This is a genomic window from Rufibacter ruber, assembly GCF_014138425.1.
GTDB classification, from domain to species: domain Bacteria; phylum Bacteroidota; class Bacteroidia; order Cytophagales; family Hymenobacteraceae; genus Nibribacter; species Nibribacter ruber_C.
Genome location: NZ_JACJIQ010000007.1, coordinates 59,215 through 79,153, shown reverse-complemented (window position 1 = coordinate 79,153; position 19,939 = coordinate 59,215). Strand labels below are relative to the sequence as shown.

The 19,939-nt window shown below is 52.4% G+C and carries 17 protein-coding genes; 9 read left to right on the top strand and 8 right to left on the bottom strand.

The features are described from left to right. Window positions 1–53: 53 nt before the first annotated feature. Window positions 54–800, bottom strand: coding sequence for a TrmH family RNA methyltransferase (locus tag FHS90_RS09830; RefSeq protein WP_182512922.1), 747 nt, complete (start codon window positions 798–800; stop codon window positions 54–56). On the opposite strand from FHS90_RS09830, the gene tamL reads away from it, so the two are divergent. Further along, on the top strand, window positions 772–3,273 hold the full coding sequence (gene tamL / locus FHS90_RS09825) for a translocation and assembly module lipoprotein TamL (RefSeq protein WP_446692749.1): 2,502 nt from the start codon (window positions 772–774) through the stop codon (window positions 3,271–3,273). The two genes, FHS90_RS09830 and tamL, sit on opposite strands and share 29 nt — an antisense overlap. An 82-nt stretch (window positions 3,274–3,355) precedes the next feature. Here the strand turns inward: tamL and FHS90_RS09820 are convergent, their stop codons facing one another. Then, a complete protein-coding gene (locus FHS90_RS09820) occupies window positions 3,356–5,437 on the bottom strand; it encodes an alpha-ketoacid dehydrogenase subunit alpha/beta (RefSeq protein ID WP_182512920.1) in 2,082 nt (693 codons plus the stop codon). A gap of 135 nt (window positions 5,438–5,572) precedes the next feature. On the opposite strand from FHS90_RS09820, the gene hemF reads away from it, so the two are divergent. Together hemF and FHS90_RS09810 are read left to right on the top strand one after the other, a co-directional pair. Continuing rightward, window positions 5,573–6,469, top strand: a complete 897-nt coding sequence (gene hemF / locus FHS90_RS09815) for an oxygen-dependent coproporphyrinogen oxidase (protein WP_182512919.1) — start codon at window positions 5,573–5,575, stop codon at window positions 6,467–6,469. A 3-nt stretch (window positions 6,470–6,472) separates the two neighbouring features. Then, complete coding sequence (locus tag FHS90_RS09810) at window positions 6,473–7,045, top strand: phosphatase PAP2 family protein (protein WP_182512918.1); 573 nt, start codon at window positions 6,473–6,475, stop codon at window positions 7,043–7,045. A gap of 74 nt (window positions 7,046–7,119) precedes the next feature. Here FHS90_RS09810 and FHS90_RS09805 read toward each other — a convergent pair whose 3' ends face one another. Beyond that, window positions 7,120–7,707, bottom strand: a complete 588-nt coding sequence (locus tag FHS90_RS09805) for a riboflavin synthase (protein ID WP_066839239.1) — start codon at window positions 7,705–7,707, stop codon at window positions 7,120–7,122. A gap of 73 nt (window positions 7,708–7,780) precedes the next feature. Next, window positions 7,781–9,187, bottom strand: coding sequence for a sugar transferase (locus FHS90_RS09800; protein ID WP_066839240.1), 1,407 nt, complete (start codon window positions 9,185–9,187; stop codon window positions 7,781–7,783). 180 nt (window positions 9,188–9,367) lie between these two features. On the opposite strand from FHS90_RS09800, the gene FHS90_RS09795 reads away from it, so the two are divergent. From FHS90_RS09795 to FHS90_RS09785, 3 genes are all read left to right on the top strand, one after another. Next, window positions 9,368–10,018, top strand: coding sequence for a protein-L-isoaspartate(D-aspartate) O-methyltransferase (locus FHS90_RS09795; RefSeq protein WP_182512917.1), 651 nt, complete (start codon window positions 9,368–9,370; stop codon window positions 10,016–10,018). Window positions 10,019–10,153: 135 nt separating this feature from the next. Beyond that, entirely contained in the window at window positions 10,154–10,669 is a 516-nt protein-coding gene (locus tag FHS90_RS09790; RefSeq protein WP_066839244.1) for an acyl-CoA thioesterase, read from the top strand. A gap of 42 nt (window positions 10,670–10,711) precedes the next feature. Continuing rightward, complete coding sequence (locus tag FHS90_RS09785; protein WP_182512916.1) at window positions 10,712–11,323, top strand: hypothetical protein; 612 nt, start codon at window positions 10,712–10,714, stop codon at window positions 11,321–11,323. 115 nt (window positions 11,324–11,438) lie between these two features. Here FHS90_RS09785 and FHS90_RS09780 read toward each other — a convergent pair whose 3' ends face one another. The 4 genes from FHS90_RS09780 to FHS90_RS09765 form a co-directional block, all read right to left on the bottom strand. Beyond that, a complete protein-coding gene (locus tag FHS90_RS09780) occupies window positions 11,439–12,563 on the bottom strand; it encodes a TlpA disulfide reductase family protein (RefSeq protein ID WP_182512915.1) in 1,125 nt (374 codons plus the stop codon). A gap of 18 nt (window positions 12,564–12,581) precedes the next feature. Continuing rightward, window positions 12,582–14,039, bottom strand: coding sequence for an Asp-tRNA(Asn)/Glu-tRNA(Gln) amidotransferase subunit GatB (gatB, locus tag FHS90_RS09775; RefSeq protein WP_182512914.1), 1,458 nt, complete (start codon window positions 14,037–14,039; stop codon window positions 12,582–12,584). Between the two features lie 376 nt (window positions 14,040–14,415). After that, a complete protein-coding gene (gene alaS, locus FHS90_RS09770) occupies window positions 14,416–17,094 on the bottom strand; it encodes an alanine--tRNA ligase (protein WP_182512913.1) in 2,679 nt (892 codons plus the stop codon). Window positions 17,095–17,098: 4 nt separating this feature from the next. Continuing rightward, the gene (locus FHS90_RS09765; RefSeq protein WP_161947814.1) at window positions 17,099–17,260 is read right to left on the bottom strand and encodes a hypothetical protein; all 162 of its coding nucleotides are present in this window, start codon (window positions 17,258–17,260) and stop codon (window positions 17,099–17,101) included. Window positions 17,261–17,363: 103 nt separating this feature from the next. On the opposite strand from FHS90_RS09765, the gene FHS90_RS09760 reads away from it, so the two are divergent. The 3 genes from FHS90_RS09760 (at window position 17,364) to FHS90_RS09750 (ending at window position 19,913) form a co-directional block, all read left to right on the top strand. Next, window positions 17,364–17,702: a MerR family transcriptional regulator gene (locus FHS90_RS09760; protein ID WP_066839680.1), complete on the top strand. Its 339-nt coding sequence runs from the start codon at window positions 17,364–17,366 to the stop codon at window positions 17,700–17,702. 210 nt (window positions 17,703–17,912) lie between these two features. Further along, window positions 17,913–19,064, top strand: coding sequence for a DNA-processing protein DprA (gene dprA, locus FHS90_RS09755; RefSeq protein ID WP_182512912.1), 1,152 nt, complete (start codon window positions 17,913–17,915; stop codon window positions 19,062–19,064). A 30-nt stretch (window positions 19,065–19,094) separates the two neighbouring features. Beyond that, window positions 19,095–19,913: an aminotransferase class IV gene (locus FHS90_RS09750; RefSeq protein WP_182512911.1), complete on the top strand. Its 819-nt coding sequence runs from the start codon at window positions 19,095–19,097 to the stop codon at window positions 19,911–19,913. Window positions 19,914–19,939 lie beyond the last annotated feature (26 nt).

The following is a 19,939-nucleotide window of genomic DNA, read 5'->3' as shown; positions in this document are numbered from 1 at the left end:
GGTAGATTTCCTGTTTTTGGGCTGTTTTCTGAAAAACAGCCCAAAAACAGGAATTACAGATGCCGGTAAAAGTTATCCAGCAGAATGGCGGTAGCCGTACCTACATTCAATGATTCGGCACCGCCGCGGCCGGGAATGTGCACCGGCTGGGTCACATGCTCCATGATTGCCGGTCTTATGCCGTGAGATTCGTTCCCCATGATCAGGACCCCGCTGGGCTCCAGGGGCAGCCGGTGCACGTTTTCCCCTTCCAGCGCGGCCCCAAAGACAGGAACACCTGCAGGTAGGTTCTGTAAAAAGTCCTCCAGCGCAACATAATGCGGGGTGATTCTGGTAAAAGAACCCATGGTGGCAGAGATGACCTTCTGGTTGTAAAAGTCAGCACAGTTCTCAGAGAGCACAATTGAGGTTAAACCGTACCAGTCGGCTACCCGGATGATGGTGCCCAGGTTGCCCGGGTCCCGCACCTCGTCCAGCGCCAGAACCAATTGGGCGGGGTTCCACAGAAAAGGCCTCTTCTCGGGTATCCGGGCAATGGCCAGGGCGGCGTTGTTGGTTTCCAGGCTTCCGGCTTTGCCTAGTTCCTCCTCTCCCACCAACTGCACCTCAAAACCTTTCTGGAGCAAAGCGGTATGCTTGTCATAAAATTTCTGCGTGACCAAAACCGTTTCCAGGGCGAAACCTGACTGCAGCAGTTCTGCCACGCTCTTCTCACCTTCTACCGTGAATGCTTGGTGAAGCCCTCTATATTTCTTTATTTGCAATGATCTAATGTACTTCAAAAGTCCTTTTGAAATCATAACCTTTCTACGTTTGACGCTACGATGTTACGTATTAGGCGCGGCATTCACAATGTTGTGCCTGTTGGCAGGCTGTTCCCCTACCCGCCACCTGGGGCCTATGGAGCGGCTACTCTGGAAGATAGAGCTGCAGGGCGTAGATCAAATAGACAAGTCTGCCCTCACCCCCCTGTACCAGCAGAAGCCCAACCGGCGGGTGCTGGGGTACCCGCTGTACCTAAACCTCTACTACCTGGGCAAACGGTTTTACAGCCCAGAGAAATTTCAGGCAGAAATAGAGGAGGAAACCGCAGATTACGCCCGCAAGATCAAGCGGGCCGGCAGTGACTCTGTCAAGGTAGACAAGCTGGTGGAGCGGAAGGAGAAGAAACTGGCCAAGCTGCAGGACAAAAAGGAGAACGGGAACTGGCTCATGAAAACCGTGGGCGAGCCGCCCACCTTCTTTGACTCCCTAAAGCTGGTGCAGACAGAGGAGCAGATTAAAATTTACCTGAATTCTAAAGGATTCTTTAGAGGGGCGGTTTCCTCTGCCACTGAGACAAAAAACAAAAAAGTAGTTGTCACTTTACAGATCAAAGAAGACAGGCCTTACCAGATTGTGCAGCATGCTTATGAAGTACCAGACACCGCGGTGTTGGCGCTCTTACAAAATCCGTCTTACACCAGCCTGCCCAAGGTAGGGGCTTCCTATGATGAGGCGGTGCTGGCCCAGGAGCGCGTGAGAATAGAAGCTTTGCTGAAAGACAACGGTTTCTTTGACTTTAGCCAGCAGCTGGTGACTTTCACGGCAGATACCAGTTATGTGCCCTACACGGTGCGGTTAAAGACCTTGGTTGCCAACCCTACTGATTCTACCCTCCATAAAATTTACACGGTTAAAAACGTGTATTTTATCTCTGATGCAGGTTTGAACCGGTTTGGGGTAAGCCGTGATACGGTAATGCTGGCAGATGTGCAGTACCTGGCGTACGAGCAGAAGGTGAAACCCAAGATCCTTAACCGGAAAGTTATCATCAGGCCCGGGCAGACCTATTCTGCCACCAGAACCCTTAACAACCAGCGTATCCTGAGCAACCTGGACGTGTTTAAGTACGCCACCATAGGGTATACCAAGCTCACAGACAGCCTTTCTACCAAAACCCGGTTTGGGGAACTGAACGCCAACATTAACACGGCCATGCTGCCCAAGTACCAGGAGACCACTGAGCTGGGCGCAACTTTCACAGAACGGGTGCCGGGGCCTTATACCAGTATCAGGCTGCGGGTCAGGAATGTGTTTGGCGGCGCCGAAATTTTTGACGTGGGGGTGCGCGCCGGTATTGAGGGCCAACTGCAGCGGGATGAGAATAAAACCGGCACCAGGACCGAGATTGGGGCCGACATGGGGTTGACGTTCCCCCAGATCCTGGTCCCCTTCCGGAATAACAATTTACTTGTCAGGTTCAACCCCCGCACCCGCTTCAGCACCGGTTACACGTACGTAGACCGGAACGAGTACACCCGCACCAACTTAGACTTCTCGTTTGACTATATCTGGCAGCGGCTAAACATACACCAGTTCAGCTTCTCACCGGTAGACGTGAGCATCATCAGCACGCCCCGCATCTCGCCTGAGTTCAGTGCCCGCCTAGATGAGTTTGCTGCGCAGGGCAACCCCTTGCGGGAGAGTTTTAACAACGCTTTTGTTTCTACCATCAACTTCACCAGCCTGTACAACACCGCCAACTACAACCAGTCAAATGATGCCAAACTGGTGCGCATCTTTGCCGAATCTGGGGGCTTGATTGGCCAGTTTGTGGCTGAAGCGTTGCCCACCCTGCGGAGCTATAAGTTTGTGAAGGCAAGCATTGACTACCGCCGCTACCACCCGCTGGGGAATAACTTCATGTTTGTGTACCGGGCCAATGGCGGGGTGGCCAAACCCCTGGGCGAATACATGGCTCTCCCCTATGACAAATATTTCTTTGCGGGAGGGCCATCCAGTGTGCGGGCGTGGCTGCCCAGACGCTTGGGCCCCGGCTCCAGTGCCAGAATTGACGCTACCACCAATGAGGTGATCTACCGCTTTGAGCAGCCGGGGGAGATACTGTTGGAGCTGAACTCTGAGTTCCGTTTCCGGATGTTCCGGTTTGGTACTACCAATGTGAACGGCGCCTTCTTCTATGATGCCGGCAACGTGTGGTTGTTCAGAGAGCAGGCGTCTGCCACCAGTACAGAAGGGTCTGAGATCAATTACCAGACGGGGGCTAAATTTGAGCTGAACCGGTTCTATAAGGAATTGGCCATGGGCACGGGTTTCGGGGTGCGGTTAGATTTCACGTTTGCCGTACTGCGGTTTGACATTGCCACCAAAGTGTATGACCCGGCATTGCCAGAAGGGAGCAGATTTGTCTTAGGCAGGTTCTCTTCGAGCAAAATTCTGGGCACCAACAACCAGACCACTTTTAACCTGGGCATAGGGTATCCTTTCTAGGTTCAGATGGGCTTCTCCTGGTAGAGAAGGTACTCAGGTCTGTTTTGGGGCTGTTTTCAGAAAAACAGCCCCAAAACAGACCTTAATATGCCAATAGCTCCCGGAGACTTGCCAGCACTTTGTCTGCGTTTGGCAGCATCATTTTCTCCAGCTCAACGTTCAGTGGCACCGCCGGTAGGTTTTCAGCCCCCAGGGTGAACACGGGAGCATCCAGATGCTGGAAGCAGGTCCGGCTGATTCTCCCCGCCAATGACTCAGCGAAAGAGTTCATCAAAGGTTCTTCGGTAAGTACCAGAACTTTCCCGTGTTGTTGAACAGAGGCTACCACCGCCTCAAAGTCTAACGGGTTGAGCGTGCGCAGGTCCAGGATTTCTACGGAACCGTTCAGCTGTTTACTCGCCGACTTGGCCCAGTAAACACCCATGCCGTACGTGATCACGGTGACGCTGTTGCCCTGCTCTACCTGCTGCGCATCTGCCCGCTGCACCACATGGGCTTTGCCTAACGGTAAAAGATAGTCTGCCGCCGGTTCTACCGTTTTGGCGTCTTCGGTGCCCGGCACTTTTGACCAGTACAAGCCTTTATGCTCCAGCATCACCACGGGGTTCGGGTCCAGAAAGGCCGCTTTCATCAGGCCTTTCATGTCAGCGGCGTTGCTGGGGTACACCACTTTGATGCCTCTGATGTTCAACAATGTAGACTCAATACTGCCGGAATGGTAGGGCCCGCCGCCGCCATAGGCGCCAATGGGCACCCTGATTAACGCCTGAACCGGAAACTTGCCCATGCTCAGGTAGCAGCTTTTAGACAGCTCCTCTACCAGTTGGTTAATGCCCGGCCAGATATAATCTGCAAATTGTATCTCCACAATTGGTTTAGCACCAACGGCAGACATGCCCGCCGTTGAGCCCACAATGTATGCCTCCTGAATGGGAGTATTGAAAACCCGGTTGTCGCCGTACTTTTTGGCCAGCAGGGCCGCCTCCCTGAACACGCCGCCCAACTCACCGCCCACGTCCTGGCCGTAGAAAAGTGCCTCCGGGTATTCTTTCAAAAGCTCATCTACCGCGTGCAGGGCGGCGTCTACCATGGTGACTTTTTCTGCCTGCGCGGGAGTGCGTGTACCTGTTTCCTCTACCACGGGCGTGGGCGCAAATTCATGCCGAGCAAAGGTGGCCGGGTCTGGACTGGCCGCCGCCAGCGCTTTTTCATACTGGGCCTGGACCTCCAGTTTTACCTCCTGGGCAATCGAGATCAGTTCATCGGCAGTAACACCTTGCTCCAGGAGCTGGGCCCCCAGTCTTGGCAGCGGGTCTTGCAATGCGTGCGCTGAAAGGTTTTCCCCCCGGTACCACTCCCGGCGAACTCCGCTGGTGTGGTGCCCCAATAACGGGCATTTGGCATGCACCAAAATGGGCCTCCGCTGTTCCCTTACTAGTTTAAATGCCTCTTGCAGGCCCGTATAGGAGTCAATAAAATCAGCGCCGTCTACTCTGATTCTTTCCAGTCCTTTAAACCCGGCGGCGTATTCATAGGCGTCCATGGCCCGCATTTCGGCGCCCGTGGCAGAGATGCCCCAGTCATTGTCCTGCACCAGGTACAGAATGGGCAAACTCTTGAGCACCGCCATTTGAAAAGCCTCGGCCACCTCTCCTTCCGTAACAGAACCATCGCCCAGGGAGCAGACTACCATGCGGCCGTCAGCTGCCTCCTGCAGCCCCTGTGACTCCAGATAAGCCAGCGCGTGCGCCATGCCCGTAGCCGGAATGGCCTGCATGCCGGTGGCAGAACTTTGGTGCGGAATCACTGGGAAACCTGCCCGCCGCAGTGACGGATGGCCATAATAGGTGCGTCCGCCGCTAAAAGGGTCATCTTTCTTGGCCATCAGCTGCAGCATCAGTTCATAGGGGGAAAGCCCCAGGCCCAGCAGAATAGACTCATCGCGGTAGTAGACAGAAAGATAATCAGTTTCAGTTAGATGGAAGGCGGTGGCCAATTGAATGGCTTCATGCCCGCGGGAGGTGCTGTGAACGTACTTGCTGCAGATGTTTTTATTTTCCTCATAGGTGTCGGCCATGGTTTTGGCGGTCATCATGAGGCGGTATGCTTTCAGGAGAATATCAAGGTCTACCTGCGCGGTGGAATCTACAGAAGTTGTATTCATAAGCTAACATTTGTTTGTCAACCAAATTACCAGTATTCCCTTTAAAAAGCAAAATTGTGGGCAAGACAGCGGGAACTACCGTTTATCGGCTATTTTTGCGAAAACGGCATTAAAACAGAAGTAGACATTATACGCATGAAAGATAAAATAGAAAGGTGGTTTAAGAATTTTCAGGAAAGACTCTGCCTCGCGTTAGAAGAGTGTGACGGGGGCGCCACGTTTCAGGAAGACCTGTGGGAACGGCCCGGCGGCGGCGGCGGTGCGGCCCGTGTGATTCAGAACGGAAACGTGTTTGAGAAAGGCGGAGTGAATTTCTCAGCCGTGGAAGGGGTTTTGCCTGAAAAGGCCGCCCAGGCCCTGCTGCTCCCTGATAATAACTTCTTCGCCACGGGCGTGTCTGTGGTACTGCACCCGCGCAACCCGCATGTGCCCATTACGCACATGAACGTGCGCTATTTTGAGGCGGGAAACGGGGAGGCGTGGTTTGGCGGCGGCATTGACCTTACGCCCATCTATGTGCAGAAAGATCAGGTGCAGTTTTTTCATAGGGCGCTAAAAAATACCTGTGACCGCTTTCAGGAGAATTATTACGCTGACTTCAAGAAGTGGGCCGATGATTATTTTTTCATTCCGCACCGCGGGGAAACCAGAGGGGTGGGTGGAATCTTCTTTGACCGGTTGACCCCTACCCCTGTAATCTCCCTGGAGGAACGTTTTGCCTTTGTGCAGGCCGTGGCAGATACCTTTGCCCCCACCTATACGTCAATTGTAGACCAAAACCGGGACAAGGAATTCTCTGAGCAGGAGAAAGAGTGGCAGCTGATCAGAAGGGGGCGGTACGTAGAGTTTAACCTGGTGAATGACCGGGGCACCAAATTTGGGCTGGAGACGCACGGGCGAACGGAATCTATCCTAATGAGCCTGCCCCCGCTGGCCAGCTGGCACTACAACCATGCTCCCGCTGAGGGTACCCCGGAAGCAGATGCCTTGCTTTGTTTCCAGAAGGGTATTGACTGGTTGCAGGAGGAATAACCCATGGAAACGTTAAAGTCACTGGACCAGGCCTTGTTTTTGGAGTTGAACAGTCGGCACACCCCGTTCTGGGACCAGGTGATGGTGCTGGTCACCAATAAATACGTCTGGGTACCATTTTATCTGCTGCTCATCATTTTGATGATTTACTTTTACCGCCGCAGAGGGGCTTTGATGGTTTTAACCTTAGGAGCCAGTGTGGGATTGGCAGATTTTATAGCATCTGGTATTTTTAAACCGTTTTTTGCGCGGCTAAGGCCGTGCCATGACGCAGTGGTGGGAGCCACCGTGCAGGCGATCAATGGGTGCGGCGGCAAATATGGGTTTGTGTCTTCCCATGCGGCCAACTCCTTTGCCATTGCGGCGTTTTTCTGTTTCCTGTTGCCTGCGCGGCAGTGGCCATTGAAGGTGGCGCTGATCTTATGGGCTTCGTTGATCTCGTACAGCCGCATTTATTTAGGCGTGCACTACCCCGGTGACATTACGGTGGGCGCTGCCATTGGTGTGGTTACTGCCTGGTTGGGAATTTACCTGTATCACATCATCTCAGAACGCTACCGTTTCTGGCGGGTATAAAACAGAAAAGGCTCCTGCCTCAGGAGCCTTTTCTGTTTTTGACCTGTTTTTTCAAAAACAGGTCAAAAACAGGTTTATTTCTGTAGCAGGCGGGCCACATATTTGCCAATGATGTCAAACTCAAGATTTACCAGATCCCCGGCTTTTACAGAACTCAGGTTGGTAAAGTCATAGGTGTAGGGAATGATGGCCACAGAGAAGTAATCTGGGCCAGATTCTACCACGGTTAAACTGATACCGTTCACGCAGATTGACCCTTTCTCAACCGTTATATGCCCGGCCGCCTTAGGCTCATAGCCAATCCGGTAGAGCCAGCTTCCCTCCTGTTCCCGCACCTCCTGGCAAACCCCTACCTGGTCTACATGCCCCTGTACAATGTGCCCGTCATACCTGCTGTTGGCCAGAAGGCAGCGCTCCAGGTTTACTTTATCCCCCACCTGCAGCTGCCCCAGGTTGGTTCTGGAGAGGGTTTCGGCAATGGCGGTGACGGTGTAGGTCTCTCCATTCACGCCTACCACCGTTAAGCAGACCCCGTTATGCGCCAGGCTCTGGTCTATCTTCAGCTCAGAAGTAAACGGACAGAGCAAAGTGAAATGAACGTTAGACTTTTCTTCTTTGATGGAGACAACCTCAGCGAGTGCTTCTATAATTCCAGTGAACATGGTTTCTTGATTTGTAAATTTTGGGATTAGGAACGGTGGAAATGAATACAACGTCATTGCTCCGGTTCCTGGTCTATTTTCCTCTCCCTTGCACAATAATTTTGATGGTGTACAGCATCACCCTGAAATCCATGGCCAGGGACATATTTTCAATATACAGGATATCATACTTGAGGCGTCTTACCATCTCCTGCACGTTCTGGGCATAGCCAAATTTAACCTGCCCTAAAGAGGTAATGCCCGGCCGCACGCGGTGCAGGTGGCGGTAATGCGGCGCCTGTTGGGTGATCAGGTCAATAAAATGTTGCCGTTCGGGTCTGGGACCCACCAAACTCATGTCTCCAATCAGTACGTTAAAGAACTGGGGCATCTCGTCTATTCTTACTTTGCGCATGAACCGGCCAAACGTGGTGACGCGCGGGTCTTCATCAGAAGACAAGGCGGGGCCCATTTTTTCGGCATCAATGTACATGCTTCTGAACTTGAAGATCTTAAAGGGTTTTCCTTGCCAGCCAATGCGCTCCTGGGCAAAGAAGATGGGGCCCGGCGATGACATTTTTACTAAAATCCCCACCAGAAGGTAGAACGGGAAAAAGCAGATCAGGACCGCAATGGAGACAAAGATGTCAATTAACCGCTTCAGGATTTGTTGCCAAATGGGCATCAGGTCCCGTTTAACCTCTATCAGCGGCGTCCCGAAAAGGTGCTGCACTTTCACAGAGCCCAGCAGGATCTGGTACACGTCTGGAATGATACTGATGCGTACCGCTTCGCCTTCAAGGGAGCTGAGAATCTTTTCTATCAATTTATGCTCAGAGGGTTCAATGGCAATGACCACCTCCTCCACCTCATTCTGTCTGATCACTTTTTCCAGCGTGCTGAAAGAGCCTAAGCTGGGGATCTGCTCCTGAAAAGAGTGGGGCTGTGAGGGTTCATTCTGTACAAAGCCCAGAATGCGTAAGCCTAAGTGGCGGTTATGGTTTTGCAGCTCATCATACACCTCCCGGGCGTTTCCGCTTGATCCCACTACAATAGTATTAAAATACACCTGCCCCTGCAGCACCAATTTCTTTAAATGGTTCAGGGCTGCCAGTTTGAAAACCACGGCAATGAAAAAATGCAACAGGAAATAGGTGGCAATGGGCTTGTAGTAGAGGTCATAGGTATTCATGACCGGCTCCTCCAGCAGGAGCGTAAAAAAAATGGCCACCGCGCCGCCCAGTGACATACTTCCCAGATGTAAAATCTCCTTGAACCTTGACAGCCGGTAGATGTTGCGGTACCGGCCCAAGAGTGCGTAAAGAACCACCCAGAAAGTAGCCACCACCAGAGATTTGCCCACCAGGGCGGTAGGAACCTCGGGCACAGCGTCAGCAATCACATAATTTCTGGAAAGGTAAAACGCCACCCAGGCCAGTGAGGCTGCTATAAAATCAGCTGAGATAAGTTTATATAGGTGAAGATCCCTTTTGAGGCGCATGCAGTCCCTTTAATGTTGCAATACTATGTAAAAGCAACCCAAACACAAAGCTACATTCTAAAACGAAAAACATATTTAATAATTTTATCTAATGGCGGGGCGGTCAACGCTTATTGCCTTAAATTCGCCAAAAGAATCTGGTGCTCCGTAGAGGAAAGATGTATAACCTTAAATAGCCTTATGCTCATAGATAGTTACCGTCACAAGGGAATGCGCAAGAGCCTGGTACGGGTAGTTCACGAAAAAGGGATCAAAGACCAGAAGGTGCTGGCGGCCCTGGAGCAGGTGCCCCGGCATTTCTTCTTTGAGAAAGCATTTCTGGAGCAGGCCTATCAGGACAAAGCTTTCCCCATTGGGGAAGGCCAAACCATCTCCCAGCCTTACACCGTGGCCTACCAGACAGAGTTGCTCCAGGTGCAGCCCTCTGACAAGGTGCTGGAGATTGGTACCGGCTCTGGTTACCAGTGTAGTATTCTGCTGCAACTCACCCCGCAGGTGTACACCATTGAGTTCAACGAGGTGCTTTTTCACAAGGCCCGCAAGCAGTTCCAGATGATGGGGCTCTCCCCGTTCACCTTTCTGGGCGACGGCTCAGAAGGGCTTCCGGCGCACGCGCCCTACCATAAGATACTAGTGACGGCGGGTGCCCCTATTATCCCTAAAACGCTCTTAAGGCAACTCACCATAGGCGGTAAACTGGTCATTCCGGTGGGGGACACGGGTCTGCAGAAAATGCTCCGGATCACGCGTGTAGCCGAAGAGGAATTTACCAAAGAAGAGTTTGACAACTTCAAATTTGTGCCGCTGCTGGGGAATCAAGGCTGGAAATAGCTACCGGAAAAACTGTCCTCTTAAATAATAAGCGCTGAAACGGCTGCTTTAACGGGCAGAAAGCGGGTTTGGCAGAAAAGCGAACAGGTAGTTGGTTCTGGTTGTATCTTTGCGGCTTGCTAATCCCTTGTTTTTATGCGTAAGCAAAAATTTGTCAAAGAATCATATGTGCAGATGACTGAACTGGTGCTGCCCAATGATACCAATACCTTCCATAATTTGATGGGGGGCAAGATGATGCACTGGATGGACATTGTCTCGGCTATCTCCGCGCAGCGGCATTCTAACTGCCCTGTTGTGACCGCGTCTGTTGACAACGTCTCTTTCAAGGAAACCATCAAACTGGGCAATGTGATCACCCTGGAGGCCCGGGTTACCCGTGCGTTCAGTACCTCTATGGAGGTGCACATCAACGTGTGGGCAGAAGACATTCCCTCCGGCACCAAAGTAAAGTCTAATGAAGCGTTTTTCACGTTTGTGGCCCTGGGCGAAAACGGTCAGCCGGTGCCCGTGCCAGAGGCCATTCCTGAGACCGCCGAGGAGAAAGACAAGTATGATGGTGCGCTACGCCGGCGCCAGCTGCGTCTGATTCTGGCGGGCCGCATGAAACCGCATGACGCCAACGAGTTGAAGTCTATATTCAATCTATAATCCGGTTTTTCGTTAATTTCACAAAAACAGGCCGAAAACAGTATGTCTACCCCGCCCCCTGATTTCTCCTTTCTGCCCTCTTTCTACGAACAAGACACGCTGTACGTGGTGCCGGAGGAAAACGCCGTGCAGCTGGTACCCGGTGCCGCTCCGGTTGAGGCTGCCACAGTCCCTGTGCCTCCGCCTGCGGTAGCAGCTGAAGCGCCTGTGGCAGTTACTCCTGCCCCAGCGGCACCCGCCCCGGTGGCGGCAGAGAAGAGGGAAGAAAGAATTGAATGGTTGGGCGAAGCCGTAAAAGGCACCTACCTGCTGTTTCAGGTACCGGATCAGGAGTTTGGGCAACTGCCACAGCACCCTTTCCTGCAGAAAGTGATGGCGGCTGTGGGGCTAACCACCATGCAGGTGCAGTTCGGGAACCTGTCTACCAGCGTGGCCCATAACGTGAAGCAGATTGCCCTCCAGGTGCAGGCGCGGCACATTCTGCTCTTTGGCGATGACCTCACTGTAGAAAACCTGTTGAAGCTGGAGCCTTACCGCATGTACCGCCTGGAGGAGACCCGTTTTGTGCGCGTTGACTCACTGGCTAACATTGAAAAAAGCACTGAGCTGAAGAAGAAACTGTGGGATGTGCTTCAGAAGATTTTCCTGCAATAACAATAGTCCGTTTTCGGCCTGTTTTTCAGAAAACAGGCCGAAAACGGAAATGACCTAAAACAGGAAAGCCGAACTTTTACAGAAGTCCGGCTTTCCTGTTTTTAAAAGTACCCTGCTACTTCAGCAGTGAAGCGATTTTCTCCTCCAGCTCCTGCCCTCTCAGGTTTTTGGCAATGATTTTTCCTTCCCGGTCCAGCAACACGGTCTGCGGAATGGCAGTGACGCCGTAGAGCTGGCCGGCAGCACTTTCCCACCCTTTCAGGTCAGACACATGCGGCCAGGTGAGTTTGTCGTTCTCAATGGCTTTCAACCATTTGTCACGGTCCTGGTCCAGGCTCACGCCGTAGATTTCAAAGCCTTTGTCTTTGTATTTGTTGTACATGCGCACCACGTTGGGGTTCTCTTTGCGGCAGGGACCGCACCAGCTGGCCCAGAAGTCTATTAAGACATACTTTCCGCGGAGCGAGGAAAGGGCCACTTCCTGCCCAGAAGGTGATGGCAGTTTGATATCTGGAGCCAGCGAACCAATAGCGGTTGAACGCTTGGAACCAACTTTTTCTTCCAGGGATTTGGTGTAGCGGGAATTAGGCAGGTTTGTTTTGAAAGCCGTTAAAACGCTGTCTACAAAAGGAAATTCCTCCTCAAGGCTGATCATGTTGCCCGCCACATACGCAGATACCACTGAAGAAGGATTGGTTCTCACAAAGCTCTTCAACTGCTGCTGCATGCCCTGTTGCGCCAGCATAAATTCCTGTTGCAACTTAGCCACCTCTTCATTCTGGCCGTTGGAGCTGGCAGCCTGTGCCCGTTGGTTCAGGTCGGCCACTTTCTGCTGCATGCCCTGCATGATGGTGTTCAGCTCTTTCACCAGCTCAGAGTCTTTTGACCCTTTCACGGTGTAGGTGGTGGCCACCTGCCCGGAGTCTGCGGTAATCTCAATGTGCTTGTTGTCTACCACCAACATGACGCCTTCTTTGTTGTCAAAGCCCAGCTTGTAGATGGCGGGTTCGCTTACGGTTCCCTCCATGACAAACGTTCCGTCTTTGTTAATGTCGGCGGTGTCTTTGGGTATGAAGGCTTGCTCGCCCAGCTCATCCAGGTACACCTTGCCGGTGGTCATGTTGTTGATTTTACCGGTGATGCGGTAGCTCTTGTCCGTATCAGCGGTAGCTACCCCTTTCTTTTGACAGGCCCCCAAAATGCTAAGGGCGGCGGCTGCCAGTATGATTTGTTTCTTCATGTTTACGTCTAAGTCAGCTTATTTATCTAAGCTCTCTTTCAATAGTTTATTTGCCAGTTTTGGGTCAGCCTTTCCTTTGGTCTGTTTCATGAGGTCACCCATAAACATGCCCAGCAGAGACGCTTTCCCGGCTTTGTATTCAGCTACTTTGGCGGGGTTGGCGGCCAGCACACTGTCAATAATGGCTTGCAAGGCACCTTCATCAGATTCCTGCACCAGGTTCTGCTCGGTGGCCACCTGTTGGGCGGTTTTCTGTGGGTTATCTAACAGATACGGGAAGATTTGCTTGGCGGCTACGGTATGGCTCACTTTGTTGCTGTCTACCAACTCTATCAACCCGGCTACCTGCTCAGGTTTCAGCGGGAACGAGGACATGGATAAGGTGAGTTCATTCAGGTAGCTTTTTACCGGTCCGCTCATCCAGTTGGCTGCCGCCTTGTAGTTCTTGGTCTGCTGGCAAAGCGCATCAAAGTACAGGGCAATGTCTTTGTCATCGGTCAATACCCCGGCGTCATAGTCAGAGAGACCATACTCCTGGGTGAAGCGGTTGTAAAGTGCCTGCGGAAGCGCGGGCATGCTTTCCGTTACCGCCTGCAGCCATTCATCAGAGATGATGACAGCTGGCAAATCTGGCTCCGGGAAGTACCGGTAATCATTCATGGTCTCTTTGGAGCGCATGCCGGTGGTGGTGCCGGTGTTGGCGTCAAAGTTGCGGGTCTCAGAGTCAACCGTTCCTCCGGCTTCCAGAATAGCAATCTGGCGGTCAATCTCGTGCTCAATGGCGCGCTGCACGTTCCGGAAGGAGTTCATGTTCTTCACCTCCACCTTGGTGCCCCACTTACTGGCGCCTTTCTTCATCACTGAGATGTTGGCGTCGCAGCGCAGCGAGCCTTCTTCCATGTTGCCGTCACAGATTTCCAGGTACTGCACCAGCTTCTTGATCTGGGTCAGGTAGGCATAGGCTTCCTCTGAATCACGGATATCGGGCTCTGACACAATCTCAATCAAAGGCGTTCCGGCGCGGTTCAAATCCACCAGCGTCTCGGTCTCCCCGGCCAAGTGCATGGATTTTCCGGCGTCTTCTTCCATGTGGATGCGGGTGATGCCAATGCGCTTCTCACCGCCGTCCTTGGTTTTAATATCCAGGTAGCCTTTGGTGCAGATAGGCGTTTTGTCTTGCGTGATCTGGTAGCCTTTGGGAAGGTCTGGGTAGAAGTAGTTCTTGCGGGCGTAGTAGTTGTGGCGTTCAATTTCGCAGTTGGTAGCTACTCCCATTTTCATGGCCATCTCCACTACCTTCTTGTTCACGCGGGGCAAGGTGCCCGGGTGCGCCAAGGTAATTACGCTCAAATTGGTGTTCGGCAGCATGCCGTACTCAGTAGAGTCTGCAGAATAGGCTTTGCTCTCAGTGAGCAGCTGCGCGTGCACCTCCAGCCCGATGATGGCCTGGTATTGGGAACGGATGTCTTCGTTCATGTTCTTTTAGTAGCACGTATCACGTAGCACGTAACACGATTTCTGTTTTTGGTCTATTTTCTGAAAAACAGCCCCTAATGGGCTATTGTTTAACCTCACCCCCGGCCCCTCTCCCACGGAGAGGGGAGTATTGTTTTTCTTTTGCTGGCGCGAGTCTCTGACTCGTGCCGACAGGTGGTTGGAGTCTCCAGACTCCGGTGTATTGTATTTGCTTTTGGTTCCCGGCGAGTCTGGAGACTCGCTTCACCTTTAGTCACGAGTCAGAGACTCGCGCCAGATATATTTTTCTGTTTTCGGGCTGTTTTCTGAAAAACAGCCCGAAAACGCATTAGCAGAAAGTCCCTCTCCGCGGGAGAGGGATTTAGGGTGAGGTCTTCTACTGCACCAAACCTTGCGCTTTAGCAAGGGCGGCATCTAAACCTGCCACTTCCTTGCCGCCGGCCGTAGCGTAGAACGGTTGTCCGCCGCCGCCGCCTTTGATTTCCTTTGCCAGTTCTTTCACCATTTGCACGGCGTTCAGTCCTTTGCCTGAAACCACTTCATCTGACAGCATAACGGCCAGCTGGGGTTTTCCGTCTACATCGGCGGCTAAAACCAGCACCAGATTGTCAACCACAGAGCGTAAGTCAAACGCGAGTTTCTTGAGGTAATCTGCGTTGCTCACTTCTACCTTAGCCGACAGGAAGTTCACCCCGTTCACTTCGCGTACTTGTGAAGCCAGCTTTTCTTTCTGGGCAGTCACCTGCTTCAATTCAAACGCTTCCAGTTGTTTGCGCAAGGCGGAATTTTCGTCCTGGAGTTTCTCAATGGCTTTACCGAAGTCTTTCTGCACGCCCAACAGCTGCTTCACTTCCTCAAACTGTGAAATTTGTTCATCCACATATTCCTCGGCTACATCGGCGGTGATGGCTTCAATTCTTCTCACGCCTGCGGCTACCGAGCTTTCGCTTACAATCTTGAAGAAGCCTATGTTACCGGTGTTCTGCACGTGAATACCGCCGCAGAGTTCTATGGAGTAGTCTTTGTTAAAGGTAATGACCCGCACAAAATCGCCGTACTTTTCGCCAAACAAGGCGGTAGCACCTAATTGCTTCGCTTCTTCAATAGGTACGTTGCGGCGCTCATCTTTTTCAATGGATTCCCGGATGCGCTCGTTCACGATATGCTCCACCTCGCGCAGCTGCTCTTCGGTTACCTTAGTGAAGTGCGAAAAGTCAAAACGCAAGAGTTTATCACTCACTAAAGAGCCTTTCTGGTTCACGTGGTCACCCAGCACCTGCTTTAATGCGGCGTGCAGCAAGTGGGTGGCCGAGTGGTTTTTCTTAATCAATGCGCGGCGTCTGCTGTCTACTTTCGCTTTCAGCGGAGCCTCTAAGTCTTTGGGCAGCTCAGCGGTGATGTGCAGAATAAGGTCGTTCTCTTTTTTGGTGTCCAGCACTTTCACGTTGCCGGCCGCAGATTCCAGCATACCCGTATCGCCTACCTGTCCGCCGCTCTCAGCGTAGAACGGGGTGCGGTCCAGCACTACGTGGAATTCCTTTTTGTTTTTAGCGGTCACCTGACGGTAACGCACCACACGGGCTTCCACTTCTTCGGCGTCATAGGCCACCCACTCGGTCTCCACGTCTGGTTGCAGCACCACCCAGTCGCCTTGTTCGGTGGCAGCGGCGTTACGGGAACGGCTTTTCTGCTGCTCCATTTCAGTGGTGAAGCCGGCCTCATCAATGGTGAAGCCGTTTTCTTTGGCAATAAGGGCTGTCAAATCTGGAGGGAATCCAAAAGTATCATATAACTCAAACATTGTACTTCCGCTAACTGTCAGGTTTTCCGGTCCCCTTAAATCATGCATAAAGGGTTGCCCATTATCAATAGCTGTATTTCGAAGTAGCTCAGTATTTTTAAAATATTCATCCAGACGTTTCAGGCCGTTCTCCAGCGTGCGCAGGAACGCATTTTCCTCTTCCTCAATCACGCGCTGCACAAAGGCTTGCTGGGCTTTCAGTTCCGGGAACACGTTCGCCAGTTGGTGGGCCAACACAGGCACAATAGTGTTCAGGAACGGCTTCTTGAAGTTCAGGTAGGTGAAGGAATACCGCACCGCGCGGCGCAGAATTCTTCTAATCACATACCCCGCCTTGTTATTGCTGGGTAGTTGCCCATCGGCGATGGTGAAGGAAATGGCCCGGATATGATCGGCAATGACCCTAATGGCAATGTCTGTCTTCTCGTTTTGGCCGTACACCACGCCTGCCTCCTGGGCAATAAACTGGATGAGCGGCTGGAAAACATCGGTGTCGTAGTTAGACTGTTTGCCCTGGATAGCCATGCACAAACGCTCGAAGCCCATGCCCGTATCTACGTGCTGCGCAGGGAGTTTCACCAAAGAACTATCTGCTAACCGGTTGAACTCCATGAACACGTTGTTCCAGATTTCCACCACCTGCGGATGGTCATTGTTCACCAAAGATTTTCCGTCTACCTGTGCGCGCTCCTCGTCTGAACGCAAGTCTACGTGAATCTCAGAGCACGGACCGCACGGACCGGTATCGCCCATCTCCCAGAAGTTGTCCTTCTTGTTGCCCATCAAGATGCGGTCTTCGGCGATCATGGTCTTCCAGATATCATACGCTTCCTGGTCCATGGGCAGGTTCTCAGAAGCATCGCCCTGGAAAACGGAAACGTAGAGCCGGTCTTTGGGCAGCTTGTACACCTCGGTCAGTAACTCCCACGACCATCTCAGCGCATCTTGCTTGAAGTAGTCCCCAAAAGACCAATTGCCCAGCATCTCAAACATGGTGTGGTGGTAGGTGTCATAGCCTACTTCCTCCAGGTCATTGTGCTTGCCAGACACGCGCAGACATTTCTGCGTATCGACTACGCGGGCGTAGGGTGCGGGTTTGTTGCCCAGGAAATAGTCTTTAAACGGTGCCATGCCCGAGTTGATGAACATGAGCGTAGGGTCGTCTTTTACCACAATGGGTGCCGACGGAACAACTTGGTGGCCTTTGGAGGCGAAGAAATCCAGGAACTTCTGACGTATCTCAGCGGAGGTCATGTATTTAAATAATAGCTTTCAAAACTGGGTGGCAAGGGCTTGTAAATGCGAAAGAAAAAGCGAATTTTTGCCCTTCAAACGCTTGTACCGCCACCTGCAAAAGTAAGCTTTTTTGCCAATATGCCGTGCTGGCCAAAGCGTTTTCGGCCTGTTTTTCAGAAAACAAGGCAAAAACAGATGAGTTCTGAGTTCTGAGTCTTGAGTCCTGAGTCAGTCCAAGAAATTCCCAGTCTCAGAACTCAGAACTCAAGACTCAGAACTCATACAAAGTGCCCTACAAAGAACGCGACATAGAGAAACAGTACTACAGCATTGGCGAAGTAGCCGCCATGTTTGATGTTGCCCCATCCCTGATTAGATTCTGGGAAACCGAGTTTGATATTCTCAAGCCCAAGAAGAACAAGAAAGGCAACCGCCTCTTCTCACCCAAAGACATTGAAAACCTGCGGTTTGTGTACCACCTGGTAAAGGAGCGCGGCTACACCATTCAGGGTGCCCGTGAAATGCTCAAAACCCGCGGCGTGCAGGTGCGGGAGAAATTTGAGATGATTCAGAGCCTGGAGAAGGTGAAGGAGTTCTTGATCAGCATCAAGGCACAGTTGCCCTAGCGGCCCAGTCCTGGGTTCTGAGTCCTGAGTGGGAAAAGGGCACAACTGTAAGCTGAACTCTTGGAATTTAATTATAGACCATTAACCGTTTCGGGCCTGTTTACCTAAAAACAGGCCCGAAACGGTTAATCAACCCCATCTGGTTCTTCATAATCTTACGTATTCCCTGACTCAGGACTTAAGACTTAGAACTCAGAACTTTCCAATGGCATGACCCAGGACTCTAGACACAGAATTCAGGACTCAAATCCTTCGGATTTACTCTTCCAGGTGGCCCTCCCCATCATTCCGCAGGTGGGTGGCGGGACGGCGCGTACTTTGGTAAAGTATTTCGGCTCTGCCGAAGAAGTGTTCACTGCCCTGCCTGAGCAGTTGAGCGCGGTGCCTGGCATTGGGAAAATTCTGCTGAAAAATATCCTGGAAAACAAAACAGCAGCTTTGCGCGAAGCCGAGGCCACCATTCTGCGGGCAGAGGCCGAACAGGTGCAACTTCTGTATTTCACCAATCCGGCGTACCCTGAACGCCTCCGGAACGTGCCAGACGCCCCGCTCCTGCTCTACTACAAGGGCACCGCAGATTTGAATGCTCTGAAAGTCATTAGCATTGTGGGCACCCGTCAATGCACAGAGTATGGGCGGGTGGTGACTGAACAGATTGTGCAAAGCCTGGTGCAGCATGAGGCCCTGGTGGTCAGTGGGCTCGCGTACGGCATTGACATTCTCGCGCACCGCGCCGCCCTATACGCGGGCCTGCCCACCGTGGGGGTCATGGCCAACAGCCTGGAGACCGTCTACCCCACCGCCCACCAGCGCGATGCCGAAAGAATGGTACAGAACGGGGGCATTCTCTCTGAGTTTCCCTTCGGCACGAAACCAGATGCGCCCAGGTTCCCCTCCCGCAACCGTATTATAGCCGGTATGGCCGACTGCACCATTGTGGTGGAATCTACCAGCAAAGGCGGTTCATTGATTTCAGCTGACATTGCCCACAGCTATGACCGCGAAGTGATGGCGGTGCCGGGGCCTATTACGTCAGAGACTTCGCAGGGCTGCAACCAACTCATCAAAAGCCTGAAAGCGGTTCCTTATACCAAACCCAAAGACTTAGAGGAACTGCTGAACTGGGACAAGGCCCTGGCTCCCTTTGCGGCGCCTAAAGCGGCCAGAAACCTGGACCTTACGGGCTTTCCGGAAGATGAACAGCAGGTGCTGCGCATTTTACACCAGGCCGGCCCCACCCACATTGACGTCCTGAACCGCAATACGTCCCTGACCCTGGGGCAGCTTTCATCTGTGCTATTCACGCTGGAGATGAGCGGCTTCATCAAAGCCATGCCCGGTAAATTGTACGCGCTCCTTTAATCCCTATTTCTCAATTTCTAATTAAAGAAGGTGTTCCTGCTCTACAACGGCCAATTACTTCCAGAAAATGAACTGCGCCTGCCGCTCAGCAACCGCGCGTTTCAGTACAATGACGGGTTCTTTGAAACCATTATGGTGGCTCACGGAAAGGTTCGGTTTTGGGCGGCGCATTGGGAAAGGATACAGGAAGCGGCCCAGGTTCTGCAGATTGATTTGCCTTTAGACCTCACTGCGGAAAACCTGGCCCGGCAGATTCTCTTTCTTGCCAAAGAGAACCAATGCGGGGATCTGGCCCGGGTGAAGCTCAAAATCTGGCGTTCCGGAGAAGGGCTCTATACCCCCCCAACAGATGCCGCTGACTGGCTACTCTCTGCCCAACCGGCTCCCCTGTCCGCTGCCTCAGCGTTACAGGTGGGCCTATGCCAAACCGTGCGCACGGTTCCCTCCCCGTTTTCATCTTTCAAAGGAATCAACGCGCCCGTATATATATTGGCGAGCCGGGAGAAAACTCACAAGGGGTATGATGATCTGTTGTTACTGGACCCGCACGGAAATCTGTCCGAGCTGACCTTTTCCAACCTTTTCTGGGTGAAAGAAAACACCCTGTTTACGCCCGCCCTTGCAACCGGCTGCCTCAACGGGGTCCTGCGCCGGTCGCTCCTGGCCTGGGCCCTGAAAAACCAGTGGCAGACTCAGGAAGGCTTGTTTCCCATGGAAGACCTTCTGAAGGCTGAGCTAGTGTTTGCAGGAAATGTAACCGGACTGCGTGCAATAGCTTCACTAGAGCATCAGGCTTTACCCCAAGCGGAGGAACATTTGGCGAAACTGGAAAAAGTGTTTCTAGGGTAGGCACGTCCTGTTTTCGGGCTGTTTTT

Excerpts from the sequence above, each read along its gene's own strand:
- FHS90_RS09830 (WP_182512922.1), bottom strand. The coding sequence starts at position 800 with ATGATTTCAAAAGGACTTTTGAAGTACATTAGATCATTGCAAATAAAG.
- FHS90_RS09780 (WP_182512915.1), bottom strand. The coding sequence starts at position 12,563 with ATGAAGAAACAAATCATACTGGCAGCCGCCGCCCTTAGCATTTTGGGG.
- FHS90_RS09800 (WP_066839240.1), bottom strand. The coding sequence starts at position 9,187 with ATGCGCCTCAAAAGGGATCTTCACCTATATAAACTTATCTCAGCTGAT.
- FHS90_RS09805 (WP_066839239.1), bottom strand. The coding sequence starts at position 7,707 with ATGTTCACTGGAATTATAGAAGCACTCGCTGAGGTTGTCTCCATCAAA.
- hemF (WP_182512919.1), top strand. The coding sequence starts at position 5,573 with ATGAAAGATAAAATAGAAAGGTGGTTTAAGAATTTTCAGGAAAGACTC.
- FHS90_RS09790 (WP_066839244.1), top strand. The coding sequence starts at position 10,154 with ATGCGTAAGCAAAAATTTGTCAAAGAATCATATGTGCAGATGACTGAA.
- dprA (WP_182512912.1), top strand. The coding sequence starts at position 17,913 with ATGACCCAGGACTCTAGACACAGAATTCAGGACTCAAATCCTTCGGAT.
- gatB (WP_182512914.1), bottom strand. The coding sequence starts at position 14,039 with ATGAACGAAGACATCCGTTCCCAATACCAGGCCATCATCGGGCTGGAG.
- FHS90_RS09785 (WP_182512916.1), top strand. The coding sequence starts at position 10,712 with ATGTCTACCCCGCCCCCTGATTTCTCCTTTCTGCCCTCTTTCTACGAA.
- tamL (WP_446692749.1), top strand. The coding sequence starts at position 772 with ATGTACTTCAAAAGTCCTTTTGAAATCATAACCTTTCTACGTTTGACG.
- FHS90_RS09820 (WP_182512920.1), bottom strand. The coding sequence starts at position 5,437 with ATGAATACAACTTCTGTAGATTCCACCGCGCAGGTAGACCTTGATATT.
- alaS (WP_182512913.1), bottom strand. The coding sequence starts at position 17,094 with ATGACCTCCGCTGAGATACGTCAGAAGTTCCTGGATTTCTTCGCCTCC.
- FHS90_RS09795 (WP_182512917.1), top strand. The coding sequence starts at position 9,368 with ATGCTCATAGATAGTTACCGTCACAAGGGAATGCGCAAGAGCCTGGTA.
- FHS90_RS09810 (WP_182512918.1), top strand. The coding sequence starts at position 6,473 with ATGGAAACGTTAAAGTCACTGGACCAGGCCTTGTTTTTGGAGTTGAAC.